This window comes from Vibrio sp. 3-2(1) (genome assembly GCF_963887575.1).
GTDB lineage: Bacteria > Pseudomonadota > Gammaproteobacteria > Enterobacterales > Vibrionaceae > Vibrio > Vibrio anguillarum.
Window position 1 is genome coordinate 48,839 of the sequence record NZ_CAWPGB010000066.1, and the last position, 15,895, is coordinate 64,733.

General features: G+C 42.0%; 17 protein-coding genes. 12 read left to right on the plus strand and 5 right to left on the minus strand.

Annotated features, from left to right (window positions below; all coding sequences use genetic code 11):
- Positions 1-95: 95 nt before the first annotated feature.
- The 9 genes from srlA (AACQ79_RS18060) (at position 96) to AACQ79_RS18100 (ending at position 6,261) form a co-directional block, all read left to right on the plus strand.
- Positions 96-644 (plus strand): PTS glucitol/sorbitol transporter subunit IIC, encoded by a 549-nt coding sequence (srlA, locus tag AACQ79_RS18060; RefSeq protein WP_038148604.1) that lies wholly within the window; start codon positions 96-98, stop codon positions 642-644.
- Between the two features lie 13 nt (positions 645-657).
- Positions 658-1,650, plus strand: coding sequence for a PTS glucitol/sorbitol transporter subunit IIB (gene srlE / locus AACQ79_RS18065; protein ID WP_019281637.1), 993 nt, complete (start codon positions 658-660; stop codon positions 1,648-1,650).
- A 12-nt stretch (positions 1,651-1,662) separates the two neighbouring features.
- The gene (locus tag AACQ79_RS18070) at positions 1,663-2,025 is read left to right on the plus strand and encodes a PTS glucitol/sorbitol transporter subunit IIA (RefSeq protein WP_064626695.1); all 363 of its coding nucleotides are present in this window, start codon (positions 1,663-1,665) and stop codon (positions 2,023-2,025) included.
- Positions 2,026-2,083: 58 nt separating this feature from the next.
- The gene (srlD, locus tag AACQ79_RS18075; RefSeq protein ID WP_013868508.1) at positions 2,084-2,863 is read left to right on the plus strand and encodes a sorbitol-6-phosphate dehydrogenase; all 780 of its coding nucleotides are present in this window, start codon (positions 2,084-2,086) and stop codon (positions 2,861-2,863) included.
- A 95-nt stretch (positions 2,864-2,958) separates the two neighbouring features.
- Complete coding sequence (locus AACQ79_RS18080) at positions 2,959-3,315, plus strand: transcriptional regulator GutM (RefSeq protein ID WP_013868509.1); 357 nt, start codon at positions 2,959-2,961, stop codon at positions 3,313-3,315.
- Positions 3,316-3,397: 82 nt separating this feature from the next.
- Positions 3,398-4,174, plus strand: a complete 777-nt coding sequence (srlR, locus tag AACQ79_RS18085) for a glucitol operon DNA-binding transcriptional repressor SrlR (RefSeq protein ID WP_013868510.1) — start codon at positions 3,398-3,400, stop codon at positions 4,172-4,174.
- A 192-nt stretch (positions 4,175-4,366) separates the two neighbouring features.
- Positions 4,367-4,930 carry a PTS glucitol/sorbitol transporter subunit IIC gene (gene srlA / locus AACQ79_RS18090; protein WP_017045367.1) on the plus strand — a complete coding sequence of 188 codons (564 nt, stop codon included), beginning with the start codon at positions 4,367-4,369 and terminating at the stop codon, positions 4,928-4,930.
- Positions 4,927-5,898: a PTS glucitol/sorbitol transporter subunit IIB gene (gene srlE, locus AACQ79_RS18095; protein ID WP_272870524.1), complete on the plus strand. Its 972-nt coding sequence runs from the start codon at positions 4,927-4,929 to the stop codon at positions 5,896-5,898. The genes srlA (AACQ79_RS18090) and srlE (AACQ79_RS18095) overlap by 4 nt, the downstream gene beginning before the upstream one ends.
- A 6-nt stretch (positions 5,899-5,904) precedes the next feature.
- Positions 5,905-6,261, plus strand: a complete 357-nt coding sequence (locus AACQ79_RS18100; protein ID WP_013868513.1) for a PTS glucitol/sorbitol transporter subunit IIA — start codon at positions 5,905-5,907, stop codon at positions 6,259-6,261.
- A gap of 104 nt (positions 6,262-6,365) precedes the next feature.
- Here the strand turns inward: AACQ79_RS18100 and AACQ79_RS18105 are convergent, their stop codons facing one another.
- Genes AACQ79_RS18105 through AACQ79_RS18125 form a run of 5 tightly spaced genes read right to left on the minus strand, consistent with a single transcriptional unit; the run spans position 6,366 to position 12,133 of the window.
- Positions 6,366-8,339 carry an alpha-amylase family glycosyl hydrolase gene (locus AACQ79_RS18105; RefSeq protein ID WP_115340075.1) on the minus strand — a complete coding sequence of 658 codons (1,974 nt, stop codon included), beginning with the start codon at positions 8,337-8,339 and terminating at the stop codon, positions 6,366-6,368.
- 40 nt (positions 8,340-8,379) lie between these two features.
- The gene (locus tag AACQ79_RS18110; protein WP_115340076.1) at positions 8,380-9,507 is read right to left on the minus strand and encodes an ABC transporter ATP-binding protein; all 1,128 of its coding nucleotides are present in this window, start codon (positions 9,505-9,507) and stop codon (positions 8,380-8,382) included.
- Positions 9,508-9,539: 32 nt separating this feature from the next.
- Positions 9,540-10,022, minus strand: coding sequence for a glycosidase (locus AACQ79_RS18115; RefSeq protein ID WP_047691240.1), 483 nt, complete (start codon positions 10,020-10,022; stop codon positions 9,540-9,542).
- Positions 10,023-10,068: 46 nt separating this feature from the next.
- Positions 10,069-11,079 carry a UDP-3-O-(3-hydroxymyristoyl)glucosamine N-acyltransferase gene (locus AACQ79_RS18120; RefSeq protein WP_094125752.1) on the minus strand — a complete coding sequence of 337 codons (1,011 nt, stop codon included), beginning with the start codon at positions 11,077-11,079 and terminating at the stop codon, positions 10,069-10,071.
- A 19-nt stretch (positions 11,080-11,098) separates the two neighbouring features.
- The gene (locus tag AACQ79_RS18125; RefSeq protein ID WP_047691245.1) at positions 11,099-12,133 is read right to left on the minus strand and encodes a porin; all 1,035 of its coding nucleotides are present in this window, start codon (positions 12,131-12,133) and stop codon (positions 11,099-11,101) included.
- Positions 12,134-12,541: 408 nt separating this feature from the next.
- On the opposite strand from AACQ79_RS18125, the gene AACQ79_RS18130 reads away from it, so the two are divergent.
- Genes AACQ79_RS18130 through AACQ79_RS18140 form a run of 3 tightly spaced genes read left to right on the plus strand, consistent with a single transcriptional unit; the run spans position 12,542 to position 15,893 of the window.
- Complete coding sequence (locus AACQ79_RS18130) at positions 12,542-13,771, plus strand: sugar ABC transporter substrate-binding protein (protein WP_013868518.1); 1,230 nt, start codon at positions 12,542-12,544, stop codon at positions 13,769-13,771.
- Between the two features lie 2 nt (positions 13,772-13,773).
- Positions 13,774-15,057, plus strand: a complete 1,284-nt coding sequence (locus tag AACQ79_RS18135; protein ID WP_047691248.1) for a carbohydrate ABC transporter permease — start codon at positions 13,774-13,776, stop codon at positions 15,055-15,057.
- A 2-nt stretch (positions 15,058-15,059) separates the two neighbouring features.
- On the plus strand, positions 15,060-15,893 hold the full coding sequence (locus tag AACQ79_RS18140; RefSeq protein ID WP_013868520.1) for a sugar ABC transporter permease: 834 nt from the start codon (positions 15,060-15,062) through the stop codon (positions 15,891-15,893).
- Positions 15,894-15,895: the final 2 nt, after the last annotated feature.

Genomic DNA, 15,895 nt, shown 5'->3' on the forward strand with positions numbered 1-15,895 from the left:
TTAAAATGAAAGCCAATTCTTTTAATTTGAAATTTAAAGTGGAAGTATAAATACGTACTTTGACACTAAGCCAATAACAACAATGAGGTTTGATTATGGAATGGATAATTCACGGAGCGGAATGGTTTATCGGACTATTTCAAAAAGGAGGAGAGGTGTTTACGGGGATGGTAACCGGTATTTTACCTTTATTAATTGCACTGCTGGTGGCGATGAATGCGCTTATCCGATTGGTGGGTCAAGAACGAGTGGAGAAACTGGCACAGAGTAGTGCTGGCAATCCGATCTCTCGCTATTTGATATTGCCAGTTATCGGCACCTTCATTTTCTGTAACCCGATGACATTGAGTCTCGGTCGTTTTTTACCTGAACGTTATAAACCTTCCTATTACGCGGCGGCTTCATATAGCTGTCACTCGATGAATGGTTTGTTTCCGCACATTAACCCTGGTGAGTTGTTTGTCTATCTAGGTATTGCTAGTGGCCTGACAACGCTCGGTCTGCCGCTTGGACCTCTTGCGGTTAGCTATTTGTTGGTTGGTATGGTGACTAATTTCTTCCGTGGGTGGGTCACTGACTTCACTACAACTATGGTTGAACGTCAACAGGGTGTTCAGTTAGAGCGTCAGGTTCACGTAGGTTAATGGGGCAATAAAAATGACGAAAGTATTACGTATACAGAAAGGTAGTGGCGGTTGGGGTGGCCCATTGGAGTTGCCGATCGAAGCCGATAAAAAGGTGTTTTACATTACGGGTGGTACTCGCCCTGCAATTGTCGACCGTATTGTTGAGCTTACCGGTTATGAAGCGGTTGATGGTTTTAAAACTAGTGTGCCCGATGAAGACATTGGCGTAGCGGTCATCGACTGTGGTGGAACATTGCGCTGCGGTTTGTATCCCAAAAAACGGATACCGACAGTTAATATTCACGCTACGGGTAAAAGTGGACCATTGGCTGAATTCATCACTGAAGATATTTATGTATCGGGTGTGCGTGAGTGTGACATTCAACTAGTAGGTAGCGAGGGTGGATCAATGCAACCACCACTAAGAGATGAACTCTCTAACGAGAGTCTGGCGACAAACAAATACGATACGAGTAAAAAACTAACTCAGCAAAGTGACAGCTTGTTGGCTCGGATTGGCATTGGGATGGGGTCGGTGATGGCGACCTTCTACCAAGCTGGGCGTGAAGCCATTGATACCATTTTGAAAACGATTTTGCCGTTTATGGCATTCGTCTCAATGCTGATTGGGGTGATCATTGCCTCTGGTTTGGGCGATGTGATCGCGCATGTATTGACGCCTTTGGCGCAAAATCCACTAGGGTTAGTAACGCTCGCGTTGATCTGCTCGTTCCCGCTGCTTTCTCCATTCCTTGGCCCCGGTGCGGTTATCGCTCAAGTTATTGGTGTATTAGTCGGCACCCAAATTGGTCTTGGCAATATACCACCACATCTCGCGTTGCCCGCTTTATTTGCCATCAATGCTCAAGCGGCTTGTGATTTCATCCCGGTTGGGTTGGGTATGGCGGAAGCTAAGCCGAGAACCGTTGAAATAGGTGTTCCTTCGGTACTGTATTCACGCTTCCTTACGGGCGCACCTACCGTTCTACTGGCTTGGTTTGTGTCTCTATTTATCTATCAATAGGAGGGGAGAGCAATGTCGCCACTATATCAAGTCAAGATCGAGAGCATTGGTGAGTTTGCCAATAGTGCGTTGGAAGACGATATGATGATCATCTTCAGTAATATTGCCCCAAAAGATGCGGCAGAGTATTGCTTCATCCACACGCATGACGCACTCAAGGGGAATATCAAACCCGGTGGTGTGATGCAATTGGGAAGGTATCAGTATCCGATTACAGCGGTTGGTGAGGTGGTCAATCAAAACCTTGCAGAGCTTGGGCACATTACCATACGGTTTGATGCCTTAGTTGAAGCTGAATATCCGGGTTGTCTTCATGTCAATGGTGATCGACCTCAGCAAGTGCGCTGCGGTGATGAAATTGTCTTTTTAAATTAATAGTCAGTATGGGTGCTCTATGCCTACGATGGGGCACCCTCTAAGTAAGGTGTAAGTTATGAGTAAAGTTGCGTTAGTGGTTGGTGGTGGTCAGACTCTAGGTGAATTTCTGTGCTTAGGTTTGGCTAATGAAGGTTACCGAGTTGCGGTCGCCGATTTAAATGGTTGCAGTGCTGAAAAGGTGGCTAATAGAATTAATCAAGAATACGGCCAGGCTACAGCACTGGGTGTGGAGGTAGATGCCACCAAAGAGCAAAGTGTAGTGAATATGGTTAGGCAAATAGATGAATTTTTTGGACGGATTGATCTGCTGGTTTACAGCGCTGGTGTGGCTCAGGCTGGCAAGATTGACGGTTTCCCACTGACTGCTTGGCAGCTATCGATTGACGTAAACCTAACGGGGTATTTCCTCTGTGCACGAGAAGTATCAAAAGTAATGATTCGTGAACAACGTGGTGGGCGCATTATTCAGATCAACTCAAAGTCGGGTAAAGTGGGTTCAAAGCATAACAGTGGTTACTCAGCGGCCAAATTTGGTGGGGTTGGTCTGACTCAGTCACTTGCGTTAGATTTAGCGGAACACAAAATCACGGTGCATTCTTTGATGTTGGGTAACTTGTTGAAAAGCCCTATGTTCCAATCACTGCTACCTCAGTATGCGAAAAAATTGGGTGTACCGGAATCAGAGGTTGAACAGATTTATATCGATAAAGTGCCACTTAAGGCAGGATGTGAATATCAGGATGTTCTCAATGTACTGAAGTTTTACGCCAGCGATGAAGCCGCCTATTGTACTGGTCAATCGATCAATATCACGGGTGGTCAGGTAATGTTCTAATCCATCCCCCATGGATTAAGCCCTATGCTCCTAGAATAAGGGCAGCTTATATTGGGCAGGCGTTATGCTTGCCCCTTTTTGACAAGAGGTATGAGATGGACTCAACAACGGTACTTATTTATTTTGCTGCAGGAGCTTGGATGATACAGATCGTCTTAGGTTATTTGCAGATTCGATCTTTTAATCGGATGCTTCAATCTATGACTCATAAAGGGAAAGTCAAGATAGGCCGCACCCAAAGCCGATGGAAACCGCGTACCGTACTGGTGTTGGTTGAAGATGAAGATCAGCATGTTGTAGATGCCCAAGTGATGAAGGGTATTTCTGTATTTGCTAGACCAAAGACACTAGATCAACTCATTGGTCAATCACTACCTATCCCTGAATCACTCATATTTCAACTGGATTCTAATGTTCAAGAAGCGTTAAACGTCGCAATTTCTAGGCAGTAATGAAAGAATGTTCCCCCTTTTCCTTTTAAGTTGAAAGGGAACTGTTATAAACTGCTATCAGTTTAATAATGAAGTTGATGCTATGAATTTAGATAACAGAAGAGCGCAGTTGCTGGATTATCTGCGTGTTAATGGGAAAACGTCAGTGAACGATCTGGCGGATACCTTTGAAACATCAGGAGCGACAATACGCAGTGATTTACGTTCGTTAGAGGAAGAAGGGCTTGTTATTCGCCGTTACGGAGCAGCTGAAGCTTGTATCGCTAATAGCGTCATTTTGGAAGACCGTTCGATGGATGAAAAGCAGACGGTGAACCTTGAACGTAAATGCTTAATCGCTAAAGCCGCTTCACAACTGGTCAAGGATGGTGATTCGATCATTCTGGACTGTGGCAGTACCACACTGCAGATGGTGCCGCATTTTGAACAGGTGATGTCACTGACATTGATGACGAACAGTATTCACATCGTAAACGCAGTAGCGAATTTGGATGCGGAACATACTGTATTGGTTCCGGGCGGAACGTATCGCCGAAAATCAGCGTCTTTCCATGGCACGCTGGCAGAGCAAGCATTTAAACAGTTTTCTTTCGATAAACTCTTTATTGGTGCTGATGGTTTTGACCTTGCGCAGGGAACAACAACCTACAACGAAGCGTATCAAGTCAGCCAGGCGATGTGCCAAGCAGCCAATCAGATCATTGTCGTGACCGATTCAAGTAAGTTTGGCCGTCGTAGCCCTAACGTGGTGGTTCCGCTAGATAAAATCGATATAGTTGTCACAGATAACCTTATCGCAGCAGAGGATCGGACGTATTTGGAAGAGAAAGGTATCCAAGTGATCACCGTTGGCTCCTAAGTCACTCCATAAACCCCATTTATGAAAGGAGGCTAGTTGGCTTTCTTTTTATTTTGTCGCCGATTTCAATTTTTTACTTTTAAAATAAAAGTTATCGGTGATTGAATTCACGCTTTTCTCTTTTGCCTCTTTTTCAATATATCAATAACGGAAACACTCCAACTATCCCCACATAATTTAAGAGCCGAAGGTATGGATTGGATAATCGAGGGAGCGGAATGGTTTATTGGTCTGTTTGAGAAAGGCGGTGAAGTGTTTAGCGAAATGGTGGCACAAGTACTCCCAGTGCTGATCTGTTTATTAGTTGCCATGAATGCGTTGATCCGTTTTATTGGCCAACAGCGCATAGAAGTGTTAGCTCAGAAAAGTGCGTCTAATCCTATATCTCGCTATTTGCTCTTGCCGACAGTAGGAACCTTTGTTTTTTGTAATCCCATGGTGCTCAGCCTAGGGCGTTTCTTACCTGAAAAGTACAAACCTTCTTATTATGCCTCTGCCTCCTACAGTTGCCACACCATGAATGGTATGTTCCCTCATGTAAATCCTAGTGAATTGTTTATTTATCTAGGCATTGCCGCTGGGATCACTCAACAGGGCTTATCGCTCGGTCCTCTCGCTATTTCCTATTTGCTGGTTGGCTTAGTGACCAACTTTTTACGCGGTTGGGTAACCGATATGACGACTATGTTTGTGGCTAGACAACAAGGTGTAGTATTCAGCGATAAAGTCGATCTTAACGTGGTTGAGGAAAAATGATGACGGTATTGAAAGTAAACCGAGGGCAGGGTGGATGGGGTGGCCCGCTATTCATTCCGGTTGAGGTTGACAAGAAGATCATCTACATCACAGCAGGGACTCGTCCCCATTTTATTGATGAGATGGTGGCGTTGACGGGCATGCAAGCGGTTAACGGCTTTGAACATTTTGTTCCCGATGAACGAGTCGCTTGTGTAGTGATTGACTGTGGTGGCACATTGCGTTGTGGGCTTTATCCCAAAAAAGGTATTCCGACATTAAATATCCATGCTACAGGTCAAAGTGGCCCTTTGGCACAATATATTCAGGAAGATATTTATGCATCTGGCATACGCAGTGGTTGTTTTTCCTTGGTAGATGATCACAAAACCACGTTTTGTGAGCCAATCCTATCTCAGCCCCAATCCATTGACACGACGAAGAAGCTTAGCCAACAAACAGATAGCTTACTGGCTAAAGTGGGGATCGGTATGGGCTCGGTGATGGCGACCTTTAATCAGGCTGGGCGTGAAACCATTGATACCGTACTTAAAACTATTCTGCCTTTTATGGCGTTTGTTTCAATGTTGATTGGGGTTATTCTTGCGTCTGGGTTAGGTGATTTCATTGCTCATACTTTGGAGCCATTAGCAGGGAACCCGATCGGTTTACTGACGATTGCCTTGATCTGTTCATTTCCGTTTCTGTCACCCTTTCTTGGACCAGGTGCGGTGATTGCGCAAGTGATCGGTGTACTTATCGGGACTCAGATCGGTATGGGAAATATCCCACCGCACTTAGCATTACCCGCTTTGTTTGCCATAAATGCTCAAGCTGCTTGTGATTTCATCCCTGTAGGGCTTGGCCTTGCAGACGCTAAGCCCGAAACGGTACAGGTCGGTGTGCCTTCGGTACTTTACTCTCGTTTTCTTACAGGTGCGCCAACGGTGCTGATTGCTTGGCTTATCTCATTCTTCATTTATCAGTGAGGGCATATGCTTCAGTATCAAACGACGATTTTGTCCGCTGGCGATTATGCTAAAGACTCACTGCATGATGATATGGTGATTTTATTCGGCCCGAGCGCCCCTGATGCGGTGAAGGAATATTGCTTCATACACTCTGGATCTTCGTTGTATGGATTGATTGACCACAACACCACTTTATTAATTGGGGATCTCGGTTTTGTTGTGACGGCAGTCGGCAGTGTGGCGAACCAAAATCTTGCGGAGCTTGGGCATGTAACACTTAAATTTGACGGTCAGCGAATCCCAGAATTGCCGGGTACCATCCATTTACTCGGTCCTAAATTAGAAGTGCTTCAACATGGTGATGTGCTGATGTTTGGTTAAAATGGTGGAATGTGGCTTGATTGTGATTAGGCATATCTAAGAAAAAAGGCTCCTGTTTTAAAAGGAGCCAAATAGCTGGTGTTAGCTATGGAGAAAAGAAGCGGTTAGAAAGATCCACTAGTTGTTTGAGTATTTAAGCTATTAAATTGGTTATTGCCTCCCGATTGCCATTCGACTAGATTTGTTGAGATAGATTCATGGCGTTTAACACATTTCCATTCAATAGCCTCTCCTGCCGGTACTGCAATATCGGCGCTCCAAGTTGGATATAAATTAGGTGAAAGCTTGACTGCTTTTGTTAGATCCCAGTTTCCTAGCTGTGTCACATTGCCAATGGCATAAACACTTTGTCCTGTAATTGTATATCCTTGATTACAGGAAAAAGAGATGGTACTCAGTCTTGGTTCTTCGGCACCCTCACTATTGTGCAAAACGATAGCTTCATTTTGATTTAGATGGAGTGTTGCTTTTCCTTCGTTAACGGCAATTGTTTCGTTGTTAAGTAAGTTGAGGTGGGATCCATCACCAATCGCTAAGTTATTCACTACTATGGTTGTTGCTGGACCACGGTTTAGTGCAACGGTAACAGTATCTGAACCATCTTGCCGTTCATATACCAGTATGTCGTCATTTTTCCAGCGTTGTATGTAACTTCCTTTTTGTATCGCTGTGCTATTTTTTCTGAGTGATGTTAGTGCTTGGATGATCTTAAATGCCTCGGTATCCTCATCAAAACTTGGCATTTTTTCTCGGTTGTAAGGATCACTTCCTACTTGTCCGAAATCATTTGTCGTAAAGTTAGCTGCATAGTGTTCAGTTCCGTAGTAAATGGCGGGTATCCCACGTACTGTCATTGTGATAACTAGTCCTAGGTTGAGACGTTGTTTGGCAAACTCTTCATTTTGATTGCCACCAGCTTCATTATTACCAGGGCCAAATGTCGATGCATTTGACCTTAGAGCGGTGGATATTCTGGCCATATCATGGTTATCCATGAAAACAACTTGCCAATCATCACTACTGAAGACAGTTTTCCTTTTTTCTAAGTAGCCATTTAATGTTTCCATGTTATTTCCGGGACGGTTAGTTAGTACCCTTTCTAAGGTGTCTCTAAAGCCGAAATCAAGTAAAGCTGAACCAGAAGAGTTGGCGTAGTCAATGGCATACCCATCAATACCAGTCGTGATGCTTGCACTTGCTCCGAACCATTCACCAAAGAAATAAAATCCTTCACGACCTAATGCTTTACTGTAATTATAAATGTCCGTAGTCCAACGTTGGATAAAAGTTTTATCCATATGTTTTATAGCATCAATACGTATTGCATCAGCTCCAGCATCAATCCAAAATTTAGCACCGTCTAAAAGATACTGATAAACATCGGGATTGGTTTGGTTAAAATCAGATAAGTTGAATAGGTTATAATTACGGACTTGATACCAATTATTCCAGTCAGTAACACCTCCGTTATGGTTATACCAGTTAGTACCCGCCGCAACATCGGTATTATAATCAGTGATCAGTTGTCCATCTAGGTAGAGTGCTCCGTATTCGTTTTCATCATTGCCATTTGAGTGATTAGGAGCATAGTCTAGAACTAATTTCATGTTGTATTCAGGAGAATGCATTTTAGTCGTGAGTTCTTTGAAATCTTCGATACTGCCTAAATGCTCATCTACGCGGAAAAAATCTTTTCCCCAATAACCGTGATAACCTGCACCACCATTAGCATCTGTATTGTCAGCATTATCGACTGGTGGTGTAATCCAAATGGCAGTAATTCCTAACGATTTGAGGTAGGGCAATTTATTAATTAAGCCTTTAATATCACCACCGATATATTTTTTAAGATTGTTAGGGTTATAAGTTTCTGCATTTTTACCAGTATTATTATTTGGATCACCATCGCTGAAACGGTCTAAAAATACAAAGTAAATTGTTTCTTTACGAAAATCGAGGTATGTATTTTCTCCGGATTGAATAGTTGGTTCCGCGGCTAGTAATATTTGGCTATTCAATAATCCATTAAGTGCAATAACACTGAGTACTGCCGTACACAGTATGGTGTTTTTTTTCATTGGAGATCCCTTCATTTTTGTGAATATTAACCAGTAATTATTACTGGCTATTGGTCAAACTTTGTTCACTGTAGAAATCAAAAATATGGCAAAATGTGGTATTGAGGTTAAAACGCATTGTTTTGCCAATATGAGCAGTTGTAATTGTTTGATCGTTGACTCTTGCTATCAACTCCTTACCTGCCACAGTAAAATAGAGATATTTTTCGTTCCCCATATTTTCAACAACCGTCAATGTGCCTTCAACGGTATTGATAGTGTCGTGTTCTGCTGCTAAATGAATATGCTCAGGGCGAATGCCAAAACAGACAGGTTTATTGATATATTGTTGTAAGGCGATTTGCTTCTCATGTGGAATAAACATGCGAACATTGGCGGCAATGTCTATATAAAGCTGTTCGTTTTCTGAGCGAATCACAGTGTCGACTAAATTCATGGCAGGTGATCCAATGAAACTGGCCACAAACTTGTTGGCTGGATAATTATAAAGATTGGCTGGCGTATCAACTTGCATAATCCGGCCCTGGTTTAATACGCAAATTCTATCACCTAACGTCAAGGCTTCAGTTTGATCGTGAGTGACATAGATCATCGTTGCGGGTGTGCCTTCTTCTTTGAGTGATTGATGCAATTGGGCAATTTTCACACGCATTGAAACCCGAAGCTTTGCGTCCAAATTGGATAGTGGTTCGTCAAAAAGAAAAACATCAGGCTTGCGAACGATTGCCCTCCCTACTGCTACTCGTTGGCGTTGTCCACCCGACATTTCTTTGGGTTTACGATAGAGCAATTCGGTAATTTCTAATTTTTCTGCCGCTTCTTCTACTCTTTGTTTAATTTCATCTTTAGGCCTTTTTTGCATTTTTAATCCAAAGGCCATATTGTCAAAAACTGTTTTATGAGGGTATAGGGCGTAATTTTGAAACACCATAGCGATACCACGTTCTTTAGGAGGTAAGTCGTTAACAATTTGGTTGCCGATACGAATTTCCCCACCGCTAATCCCTTCTAACCCAGCAATCATTCTGAGTGTAGTTGACTTTGCGCAGCCTGATGGTCCAACAAACACCATGAATTCGCCATCATGGATATCTAGATCAATTCCGTGAACGGCTTTAAAACCGTTCTCATACTCTTTTTCTATTTTTCGTAAGCTAACAGTAGCCATGAATTTCTCCGTGTATTGTGTTGTGCAAGCAGTTATTTACATTCAGAAATCATGACTAAACGTGGTGTTTTATCGTCGGCTATTTGTACCGTCCATACGTATTGTCCATCTTTCGGTAGCATGACGACTGTATTTTTGGCAAAGCCAGCACGCTTGAGTTCTTTGACTTGCCCTACCGTTAGCGTTAATCCTGCGGCTGTATATTGAGGGTTCCAGCTCATTGTGGCGAATTGCAAGCTCACGTTTCCTGCCTTTTCGTTACTTACTACTTGATAAATGCCGTCACCTTTGTAACCCATCTGGCGGTTATCCATATGAAGCCATTGCCCATCAGCAAAGGTTCCAACAACAAATATGGATGGGCGGATAGGGCCTCGTTCTTCTAATGTAGGTAAGTCACATTGAGAGAATCTAGGGTCTACATTTTGTACTGAGTCGTTTTGTTGGGTAGTGGTGCTGGCACAACCAGCGAGCAATACAGCCAGTGTTGCTGCGATAAGTAGAGAGCTTTTCATCGTAAATTCCTTCATTGGTAATGTAAAATATTTGAGTGACAGATGATCATAAGATTTTTTTTTGCAGTAATTTAGAAAGCCAACCTCGGTGTGTTGATTTAGATTTATGAATTTCAAAGTGCTGGGTTATTTTATTGAGAACCGCAAGGTTCTTGTAATAGGCTTTTGCCTCCTTCGCGGGATAACCAAATAAGTCACTTTTCTCTGGAAAAGAATGACTTACGCCAGATTTGGCTTTAATTACTGAGTAGCTGCCAATGGTGACGTGCCCAGCAGTACCCGCTTGGCCGTGAACCACGACGTGATCACCAAGAGTGGTATGCCCTGCAAATCCAGATTGTGAGATGAGCAGACAATGTTTACCTATTTGGCAGTCATGCCCAATTTGGATTTGGTTATCGATCTTGGTTCCTTGGCCAATAACGGTATCGCCGAGTGTTCCTCTATCAATGGTATTATTGCAACCAATTTCTACGTTGTCGTGAATAACTACTCTGCCGATGCTTTCAACGCGTTGGTAGGCTCCATCTTTCACTGCCATATATTCAAAACTGAAATTGCCAATAGAGTTATTAGAATCGATAGTGACATTATTTCCAATAATTGTGCCTTCTTTGATCACTGTATTAGCATGAATAGCGACGTTATTACCGATAGTCACACCATTCATAATCTTCACACCAGGCATGAAATGGCAGTTTTCACCAATTTGACAATGTTTTCCAATATAGACATCGTCGATGGTTGCGGTGTTCCCTTGATCAAATAATTGATACATCTGTACTTTATAATAACGCAGCAGTTTGTTGAGAGTATTTGCATCTAAATGTTCAATAATAATTTTGGTTTTGACAGTGCTGCTACAAATCGCGGCCGGACCAATTAAAACATCTGCTGTAGTTTCAGAAATTGAATGTATGTCTTTTTTAGAAAAAACAATCGCTAATCCGCCAGCTATCTGTGGCGCATTTACTGGTCGAATTGTATCAATCGATATAGACGCATCACCTTCAATTTTACCGGAGATCAACTGCGCAATTTCTGAAACATGGATCATTTTAGCCTCTTTGAATGGATTAGAAACGATATAGAGCTTGAAGATAAATAGTGTGCTGTGTTAGCTCGCTTTCATTTTTTGCTTCCCAACCCGCCAGTTTACTTTTTTCTTCTACTTCATTAGCAAATTCGTATTCTCCTTTAACTAACCAGCTGTCACCTACAGCTTGTTCATAGCCTAAAGTGGCTTTACGAATATCTTTGAAGTAGTCAACATTAGCGTTCCCACCACCGCTGTTGCTGGCATTATTGGTTTCATTGTCACCGAGACGAGCTCTTACATAGAGCGTGCCTGCGTCATCAAAACTATATTGTACGACGGGTTCAATATATTTCTCGGTAAAATCACTGATCTCATTGATATTTCCGTTAGATTGGTAATCTTCATTATCTTTGATTTGGTAGTACATTTCCAAGCCAAGTTCCCAGTTACCAAACCGTTTATAGGGTCTGAATAAAATGCTATACCCAGTTTCTGTTCGTTCACCCCATTCGCTTTTATCTTCTTTGCTATAGAGATACTCCAAATTTGAATAAAAACCCCAACTGTATTCATTATTCCAGTAGGTCAAATAAGGTCGTAAACTGTGTTCTGCTAAATTTTTACGTAAACCACTTACATAAGGTGAATAAACTTTGCTGTCTGTATATTCCAATTCATAAATTAAGCCTGTCGCCCAACCGTTACTTAAGTCGTAACCCTTATTGAGTGAAAATAGATGCTTTAATCCATCTTCATTTTCGTGGTAACTGCCCTCATGTTGCTCTCTATTTTCTATTTTAAGGGCATACAAAGCGGTCATATTCCATTTGGCATTGTTGTAGTACACGCCAAAGGCTTCATGGGTGGTCGTTTTTTCCTTTTTATCTATGCCAGTAAAGCCATTGGTAATTTTGTCTTCGTATTCAAGAGAAGTTCCTACATGGCCTCCAAACTGAAGCGCTTGGTCAAAAAAGCTATCTTCAGGGTTTAAACCATGCTCACTGGCAGCGAAAGCGGGAGTAGAAACAGCGATTGCTGTTGCTACGGATATAGCAAGTAACGTTCTTTTCACGACAGGTCCTTATCAACCTATTTAAGGTTGTAAATCGTAGTTATAATATAGATGAATGTTTAGTAGTTCACTGTGAACGCCTAAATATTGTTCTGCATATTAATAAATTTTTCCTCCTAAGCATTCTATAAGTGAGAAGTTGGTCACTTTTAATTGCTTATTATAGAGATTTAGATCACGAATTTACTTCTTTGTCGATTAGTTTAAGGGAGGTCTTTACGCGTTTTTGCCTTGTGGCTCTACTTGGTGACGTCTTGTTTAGGTTTTCGCATACGCCCATTCAAGTGTTTTTAAATAAGGTTTGGTGATTGAAATCACAATTTCCTGTGGTATGAAGATGATAGTGGTTGACTTAAAATCGGCGACATTTAACCTAGTAGTATCTTTTGTACTACCATTGGTGTTGATATGAGAAATAGATGGATGAAAACAGTATTAGCTGCAACTTTGATTTGCTCAGCTTCTATTGTTTCTGCTGAGACGATTACGCCGGAAATAGACTCTGAATTATTGATTTGGACAGATAACACGACGCTCGACTATATGAAATATGCCGCTGACCAATTCAATCAAGATTTTGGTTACAAAGTTAAATTTACATTTCGTGGTTTAGCTCCGATAGACGCTGCATCGCGAATGATTCAAGACGGCGGATCCGCACGCGTTGCGGATGTGGCGGAAATAGAGCATGACTTATTAGGAAGGTTAGTAGTTGCTGGTGGGGCGATGGAAAACTTAGTTTCAGTTGATCGTATGAAACATAACTTTATGCCAAATGCTATTTCTGCAATGCAATATGGTGGAGCCAGTTATGGTTTCCCTGTCAGTTATGCGACGTTGGCGCTCTTTTATAACAAAGATTTGTTACCTGAAGCACCCAAAACATTTGAAGCACTGATTCGCTTTGGCGAGATATTTAATAATGTAAAAGAGAACAAATACGCTTTATTGTGGGATGTGCAAAATTATTATGAATCTCGAATGTTTTTAACCCTTTATGGCGCTTATGAATTTGGGAATAAAGGGACAGATGCTAAAGATATCGGGATCAATTCTGAATTAGCGCAAAAAGGTCTTTTGGCCATGAAAACATTGCAAGCGGCTAATAGTTCAAACCCGATTGATATGCGTAACCCGCAAGTTCGCCGTGGTTTATTTTCCGAGGGTAAAGTGGCCGCAATTATTGATGGTCCTTGGGCAATTCAAGGCTATGCCGCGAGCGGCGTAAACTATGGGGTCATGCCGATTCCCACTCTAGAAGGTCAGCAATTACGTACTTTTTCAACAGTTAGGCTTGCAGTGGTATCGACATACAGTGAATACCCAAAAGCAGCGCAACTGTTTGCTGATTACATTGCGTCTGACAAGATGCTGATGAAGCGATATGAGATGACGAAATCCATTCCACCCGTTCAATCGTTAATGGAAGAGATCATTGTCGATGCAGATGAAGCCACTTACGCCATCATCGCTCAGGGATTCTATTCCGATGCGATGCCATCGATTCCTGAAATGGGTTATTTGTGGTCTCCCATGGCCAGTGCTATCACCGCAATGTGGGTAAATGGTAAAGAGCCAAAGTCAGTGCTGGACCATGCTCGAGCAATCATTGAAGAGCAGATCGCATTTCAGGAGTAAGCATGTTGTTAGCCAAAACTCAAAATAGACTCCATTTCCTCAGCTCAATGTTGATCATGGGTACAACGCAACTTGTTCATAAACATTGGGTGAAAGGCATCTTTCTTTTTACGGTTAATGTGTTGTTTTTGTTTGCGCTACCTAACCTTATTTTGGCGCTCAAAGGCTTGGTTTCTTTAGGCGATGTGGTACAAGTTCGGCAAGGTTTTCAAGTTATCCAAGGTGATAACTCCATTCATATGTTGGTGGAAGGTGTTATTGCAGTCATTCTTATGCTCTGTTTCATAACTACCTATATTCTGAACGTCAAAGATGCCCAATCTTGTGCATTGTGTAAGCTGAATATTCGTGGGCAAATTCAATCCATTTATAATAAACATTTTGCATTCATCGTACTTTCTCCCGCTTTGATAGTGACTATTGCGTTTATTATTCTACCTATTGCAATTACGGTACTGGTTTCCTTTACGAACTATTCAGCACCTCATCATATCCCCCCTAAGAATTTAGTGGACTGGGTAGGGTTAAGAAATTTTTGGACACTGTTTGAGCTGAAAATTTGGTCAAATACATTTTTTGGTGTTGCTTTATGGACGGTTGGATGGGCAGTCACTGCAACAATTTGTACTTGCGGTTTTGGTTTCTTGCTCGCTCTCGCCTTAGAGAATCGGAACATTCAAGCGAAAAAACTCTGGCGGTTTGTCTTTATTCTCCCTTATGCCATTCCCGCATTTGTTACCTTACTAATGTTTCGCTTATTACTGAATGGAATTGGCCCGGTAAACGCCACTTTAAATAGTTGGGGAGTCGATTCTATTGCATTTTTATCTGATCCATTTACTGCCAAGATAACAGTAATTGCCGTCAGTGTCTGGGTTGGGGCACCTTATTTTATGCTGTTGATTGCTGGGGCATTGACCAACATTCCTCGTGATCTCTATGAAGCCAGTGAAGTCGATGGGGCAAGTAAACTCCAGCAGTTTCAAGAGATAACGTTGCCGATGGTATTGCACCAAGTCGCCCCCTCACTAGTCATGACATTTGCTCATAACTTCAATAATTTTGGAGCGATATTCTTGTTGACTGAAGGCGGTCCGATCAATCCTGAATACCGTTTTGCTGGACATACCGATATTTTGATCACTTGGATTTACAAATTGACCTTGGACTTCCAGCAATACCAGATTGCTTCTGTTATTTCGATTGTAATCTTCCTGTTCCTGTCCGTAATTGCTATTTGGCAGTTCCGCAGAATGAAATCCTTTAAAGATGATGTGGGGATGTAACGATGAATCGACTTGCTGAAAAATTAGGGACGCTATTGGTCTATCTGTTCTTGTTACTGAATGCTTTGTTAGTGTTAGGGCCGGTTGCCTGGACTATCCTCGCATCGTTTAAGCGTGGCAATAATCTCTTTAGTACCTCATTTAGTGATATTACGTTTACGCTGGACCATTATCGTGCGTTATTTACTGATACACCTTATTTAGATTGGTATATCAATACGTTGATATTAGCCACCGCCAATATGGGAATTTCACTCATTGTTGTCACCATGACGGCTTATGTTTTTTCGCGTTATCGATTTAAAGGTAAACGTAATGTGATGATGGGGATTTTAGTGCTGCAAATGTTCCCCGCATTTTTATCGATGACGGCAATTTACATTCTATTATCAAAAATGAACTTAATTGACACCTACGCAGGCTTACTGTTTGTGTATGTAACCGGGTCGTTACCATTTATGACTTGGCTCGTGAAAGGGTATTTTGATGCGTTACCAACCTCATTAGATGAAGCGGCAAAAATTGATGGAGCAGGGCATATGACGATTTTTCTAGAAATTATTCTACCATTAGCCCGCCCCATTTTAGTATTTGTTGCTTTGGTATCATTCACCGGTCCTTGGATGGATTTCATTCTGCCGACGTTGATTTTGCGTAGTGAAGAAAAAATGACCTTAGCCATTGGGATCTTCAGTTGGATTTCATCAAACTCAGCCGAGAACTTTACGCTGTTTGCCGCAGGATCTTTATTGGTAGCGATACCTATCACGTTGCTTTTCGTAGTAACTCAAAAACACATCACCACGGGCCTTGTTAGCGGTGCGGTAAAAGAATAATT